Below are 5,073 nucleotides of genomic sequence, written 5' to 3' on the forward strand. Positions count from 1 at the left end.
CGCGCCGCGCTCATGGGCGCCCACGACGCGCTCGCGGCCCGCAGGGAGGACGTCGAGCGGCTGCTGGTGCTGGAGACCGGCAAGCCGCTGGTGGACTGCCGGGTGGAGGTGGCGCGCACGCTCGTCACGCTCGCGACGGCGGCCGAGGAGGTGGCCCGGCTGCACGGCGAGACGGTGCCGCTCGACCTGCTGCCCTCGGGCGAGGGGCTGGTCGGGTTCTGGACGCGGCGGCCGATCGGCGTGGTGGTCGGGATCACCGGCTTCAACTACCCGCTCCTGCTGGCCGCCCACAAGATCGCGCCCGCGGTGGCGGCGGGCTGCCCGATGATCGTCAAGCCGGCCCCCGCGACGCCGCTGGCCACGCTCTGGCTCGTGCACCTGCTGCGCTCGGCGGGCGGGCTGCCCCCGGCCGGGGTGCAGCTCGTCACCGGTGACGTCGAGGTCGGGCGGGCACTGGTGGAGGACCGGCGGATCGGCGCGGTGTCGTTCACCGGCTCGGCCGCCGCCGGCCACGCCATCGCGCGGGCCGCCGCACCCACCAAGGTGCTGCTGGAGCTCGGTTCGAACGCCGCGCTGGTGGTGGCCGCGGACGCCGACCTGGAGGCCGCCGCGGACGCGGTGGTGCGGGGCGGCTACTACGCCTCCGGCCAGGCGTGCATCTCGGTGCAGCGGGTGCTGGTGGAGGAGCCCGCGCGAGAGGCGTTCGTGTCGCTGCTCGCCGAGCGGGTGAAGGACGTCGTCTCCGGCGACCCGCGCTCGCCGGAGACCCGGGTGGCGCCGCTGATCGACCCGGCCGCCACCGAGCGGGTGCTCGGCTGGGTGCGGGAGTCGGGCGGCACGCTCGTCACGGGCGGCGTCCGCGACGGCCGGGCCATCGCGCCGACGGTGCTGACGGACGTGCCGGACGGGTCCGCCGCGTGGGACGAGGAGATCTTCGGCCCCGTCGTGTGCGTGCGCTCGGTGCCGGACCTCGACGCCGCCTTCGCCGCCGTCAACGCCTCCCGGTACGGGCTGCACGCCGCGGTCTTCACCCGCTCGCTGGCCACCGCGTTCGCCGCGATCGAGCGCATCGAGGCCGGGGGCGTGGTGGTCAACGACGTGCCGGGGTTCCGGGCGGACAACATGCCGTACGGGGGCGTCAAGGACTCGGGCGCCGGGCGGGAGGGCCCGCGGTTCGCGATCGAGGAGCTCACGGTCACCCGCATGGCGATCATCCGCCCCTGACCCGGCTCCCCGTGGCCGCCTCCTCCGGGACGGGGTCCAGCACGGCGCGGCAGGCGCGCGCCACCAGCTCGTCGACCAGCGGGGGAGGGGGCTGCCCGGCCAGCAGGTGGCGCCGCACGGCGCCGTAGGGCAGGTCGACCACGGCGAAGACCAGCCGCTCGCGCCCCACGACGGGAAGGCGGGCCGCGCACGCGTCGAACGCCGCCCACAGGCCGGTGTTGACCCCCTCAAGCTCGCCGGCCAGCTCGCCGGGCCACCGCGCGACCAGCTCCCGGCGGTGGAGCAGCACCGTCGCCGCCTCGGCCAGGTGGTCGCGGCACCAGCGCGGGGTGTGCAGCGCGGCCGCCTCCACGTCCCCCGCCGCCAGCGCCTCGATCACGCCGTGCTGGAAGCGGCGCACGCCGCGCAGCCACAGGGCCGCCATCAGCAGGTCGCGCGAGGCGAAGCGATGGTAGAGCGAGCCGGTCGGCGCGCCCAGCCGCCCGGCGATGGCGGCCATGGTGGCCGCGGCGGGCCCCTCCTCGGCGGTGATCGCCATCGCCGCGTCCAGGATCCGGTCCTCGGTGAACTTGCCCGGCCTTCCCATCCGCCGCCTCCCGTGATATTAGATGATTGCTTCTAGAATCTATCATCTAAAAAGGGGGCGGCATGAGCCGATCCACCGAGCTCGTCCAGCGTTTCTACGAGGCGACCCAGGCGGGCGACGGAGCCGGGATCCTCGCGATCCTGCATCCCGCGTTCGAGGCCCGCACCGCGCCCGGCCTGCCGTGCGGCGCCGGCGGCTCCTTCCACGGCCCGCGGGAGGCGATGGCCGGGATCTGGGGGCCGATCAACGTCGCGTTCGCCACCGCCCCGTACGCCGAGACGTGGCACGAGGCCACCGACGGCACCGTCGTCGTCGCGGGCACCTACCGGGGCGTCGCCCGCTCCACCGGCCGGGCGTACGAGGCCGAGTTCGTCCACCTGTGGGAGGTCACCGACGGCCGGATCAGCCGCCTGCACCAGTACACCGACACGGCCCGCTGGCACGAGGCGCTCAAGCCGGCCGCCTGAGGCCGCGGGGGTCGCCTGGATCGGTCTGGGCCGCCTGAGGCGGCGGGCGTCACAAGGCGGTGCCGCCCGTGGCGTCCACGACGCGGCCCGTCACCCAGCGGGCGTCGTCCGAGGCGAGGAACGCGACGACGCCCGCGATGTCGTCCGGCTGCCCGACCCGGCCCAGCGCGGCGGCCGCCGCGGCCTCGGCCGCCGCCTCCGGGTCCGTGCGGAGCCAGCCCGCGTTGACGTCGGTGTCGACGTAGCCGGGGGCCACCGAGTTGACCGTGATGCCGCGCGGGCCGAGCAGCTTGGCCAGGTTGAGGGTGAAGACGTCCAGCGCGCCCTTGGTGGAGGAGTAGGCGATCACGCGCGGCAGCGCGATGCGGGCCACGCCGCTGGAGATGTTGACGATCCGCCCGCCGTCGCGCAGCCGCCCCAGCCCCTCCTTGACGATGAAGAACGGCGCCCGCACGTTGACCGCGAACACCCGGTCGAGCTCCTCCTCGGTCAGCCCGTCGAGGTCGGAGCTGGTGGCGATGGCGGCGTTGTTGACGAGGACGTCCACGCCGCCGGCGGGCGCGAACTCCTCGACCGCGGCGTCGAAGGCGTCCCACAACCGGACCGCGTCGCCGTGCTCGCCCAGCTCGGCCCGGATCGCGAACGCCCGGCCGCCGTCCTTGCGGATCCGGGCCACGACCTCCTCGGCCGAGGCGGTGTCACGGGCGTAGGCCACGGCGACCACCGCGCCGTCACGGCCCAGTCGCTCGGCGATGGCCCGGCCGATGCCCCTGCTGCCGCCGGTGACCAGCGCGACCTTGCCGTCGAGGGTCCTGCTCATGGTGCTCCTCATTTCTTGAGTGATCGTTCAAGAAAGACGGTAGCACGATTTGTTGAGTGGTCGCTCTAGAATGGGGGGCATGGCGACGGACACAGGGACGGGCGCGGGCCGGCGGGCCGCGCGGGGTAGGCCGCGGGGGTTCGACCGCGACGCCGCGCTCGCCGCGGCCACGCTGCTGTTCTGGCGACGCGGGTACGAGGCCACCTCGGTCGGCGAGCTGACCGAGGCGATGGGCATCCGCCCGGGCAGCCTGTACGCCGCCTTCGGCGACAAGAAGACGCTGTTCAAGGAGGTCGTGGCCGCCTACGGCCGCTCGCCGGTCGGCGCGTTCATGGCCGTGGCGCTGGAGGAGGAGCCCACCGCGCGGGGCGCGCTCGCCCGCATCCTGCGCGAGGCCGCCGCGATCTACCCCGACCCCTCGCACCCCGCCGGATGCCTGACCATCTGCGCCGCCACCAACGTGGGCGTCGAGGACGAGGAGGTGGAGGCGTTCCTGCGCGAGCTGCGCAACGCCAACCTGGTCACCTTCGAGGCGCGGCTGCGCGCCGCCCAACGGGACGGCGAGCTCCCCGGGGAAGCCGACCCGCGCGCCCTGGCCGCCTACTTCGCGGCGGTCATCCAGGGCATGTCCCAGCGGGCCCGCGACGGCGCGACGGCCGCCGAGCTGGCCGCCACGGCCGACCTGGCCCTCGCGGCCTGGCCCTCCCGGGCCGCCGGGACCGCCTCGTCATGAGCCGAAGTTGCTCACCCAGTTGTAGTAGAGGTTGGAGGTGAAGGTGCAGGCGCGCTGGTAGGACGACGGCAGCTGCGTCTCGCACGCGTGGTACATGTCCTGCAGGAACATCCAGTCCACGTACCGTTTCACCTGGTAGCCGAAGATGCCCAGCTGTTTGGCGTTGCGGTAGCCGAAGTCGTGGCGCTTGCACGCGTCGCGGAAGTCCACCCGCTTGTTGTAGACCCAGGGCCGGTCAGGGCTCCAGCTGCACGTGTCGTTGTCCCAGTTGAAACCGTAGGTGGAGTAGTACTCCCGGTTGAAGGTGGCGTCGGCCCACCACGCCCGCCCGGTCGCGCCGATCTGCGTGAGCTGGTTGTACATCTTCAGCTTCGTGGGCAGCAGCATGGCGGTCCGCGTGGGGGCGGCCTCCTCGCCGGCCGGGTTGACGGCCGTCACCTTGACGTCGTACCGGATGTCGGGGACCCACTTGAGGACGGCCGAGGTCTTCGTCGTCGGGTACCGGCTGCGTACCCAGGCGCCGCTCCACGGGAACGAGGGACGGTAGTAGACCCAGTACATGACGCCCGGCGTGGGGCTCGCGTACCAGTCCAGCTTGATGCCGCCGACGGCCGAGGTCGCGGTGAACGCCCTCGGCGCCTGCGGGGACGCATGGGTGGGCCCGCCCGTGACGGTGTTGCCCGGCGGGCTGGAGCCCCAGCGGTTCACCGCGACGACCCGGAAGTCGTACGTGAAGCCGGTCCACAGCGGCGCGGTGAGGGTGACGCGCGTCCCGACGGTGGGGTAGGCGAAGTAGTACCACGCCGAGCTGCCCGCCGACCTGAAGTGGACCCAGTAGTAGGCGTTCGGGGTGTCGCTCGGGTCCCAGGTGAGGGTGACGTAGCCGTAGCCCGACGCCTGGACGCGCAGGTTCTTCGGCGCGCTGGGCGCGACCGAGGCCGGGCCGGTGGTGACCGCGTTGGACGGGGCGCTCATGGCCCCGCTGTTCTGGGAGAAGACGCGGAAGTCGTACAGGAAGTCGTTCCACAGCGGTGTGGTCAGGTGCGCCGAGGTCCTCGTCGTGGGGTAGGCGAAGGTGTACCAGGTGGAGGTGCCCTTCGAGCGGAACTGGACGCGGTAGTAGACCGGCTCCGAGGAGCCCGCGTCCCAGGCGAGGTCGACGTAGCCGTCCCCGGTCCTGGTGTACCCGGTGTACGCCGAGGCCCGTCGCACGCGCGGACTGACGTTCGTGCCCGAACTCGAC

Annotated in this window: 6 protein-coding genes; 3 read left to right on the forward strand and 3 right to left on the reverse strand. The window is 73.5% G+C overall.

From position 1 onward, the window contains the following. Positions 1 to 1,224, forward strand: a 1,224-nt coding sequence (locus AB0H81_RS43680; protein WP_358388064.1) for an aldehyde dehydrogenase family protein, incomplete at its 5' end; no start/stop codon positions are given. Here AB0H81_RS43680 and AB0H81_RS43685 read toward each other — a convergent pair. Beyond that, positions 1,211 to 1,810: a TetR/AcrR family transcriptional regulator gene (locus AB0H81_RS43685; protein WP_358388067.1), complete on the reverse strand. Its 600-nt coding sequence runs from the start codon at positions 1,808 to 1,810 to the stop codon at positions 1,211 to 1,213. The two genes, AB0H81_RS43680 and AB0H81_RS43685, sit on opposite strands and share 14 nt — an antisense overlap. A gap of 62 nt (positions 1,811 to 1,872) precedes the next feature. On the opposite strand from AB0H81_RS43685, the gene AB0H81_RS43690 reads away from it, so the two are divergent. Continuing rightward, the gene (locus AB0H81_RS43690; RefSeq protein WP_358388070.1) at positions 1,873 to 2,277 is read left to right on the forward strand and encodes a nuclear transport factor 2 family protein; all 405 of its coding nucleotides are present in this window, start codon (positions 1,873 to 1,875) and stop codon (positions 2,275 to 2,277) included. 49 nt (positions 2,278 to 2,326) lie between these two features. Here the strand turns inward: AB0H81_RS43690 and AB0H81_RS43695 are convergent, their stop codons facing one another. After that, positions 2,327 to 3,097 (reverse strand): SDR family oxidoreductase, encoded by a 771-nt coding sequence (locus tag AB0H81_RS43695; protein WP_358388073.1) that lies wholly within the window; start codon positions 3,095 to 3,097, stop codon positions 2,327 to 2,329. 79 nt (positions 3,098 to 3,176) lie between these two features. Between AB0H81_RS43695 and AB0H81_RS43700 the strand changes: the two genes are divergently transcribed. Beyond that, on the forward strand, positions 3,177 to 3,830 hold the full coding sequence (locus AB0H81_RS43700; RefSeq protein ID WP_358388075.1) for a TetR/AcrR family transcriptional regulator: 654 nt from the start codon (positions 3,177 to 3,179) through the stop codon (positions 3,828 to 3,830). Here AB0H81_RS43700 and AB0H81_RS43705 read toward each other — a convergent pair. After that, positions 3,825 to 5,073: phospholipase A2 (locus tag AB0H81_RS43705; RefSeq protein WP_358388078.1), on the reverse strand; the 1,249-nt coding region annotated here is incomplete at its 5' end. The two genes, AB0H81_RS43700 and AB0H81_RS43705, sit on opposite strands and share 6 nt — an antisense overlap.

The organism is Nonomuraea sp. NPDC050691 (genome assembly GCF_040654455.1).
Classification (GTDB): domain Bacteria; phylum Actinomycetota; class Actinomycetes; order Streptosporangiales; family Streptosporangiaceae; genus Nonomuraea.

Bases quoted from the DNA above. Each gene is read 5' to 3' on its own strand.
- AB0H81_RS43695 (WP_358388073.1), bottom strand. From the start codon at position 3,097: ATGAGCAGGACCCTCGACGGCAAGGTCGCGCTGGTCACCGGCGGCAGC.
- AB0H81_RS43700 (WP_358388075.1), top strand. From the start codon at position 3,177: ATGGCGACGGACACAGGGACGGGCGCGGGCCGGCGGGCCGCGCGGGGT.
- AB0H81_RS43685 (WP_358388067.1), bottom strand. From the start codon at position 1,810: ATGGGAAGGCCGGGCAAGTTCACCGAGGACCGGATCCTGGACGCGGCG.
- AB0H81_RS43690 (WP_358388070.1), top strand. From the start codon at position 1,873: ATGAGCCGATCCACCGAGCTCGTCCAGCGTTTCTACGAGGCGACCCAG.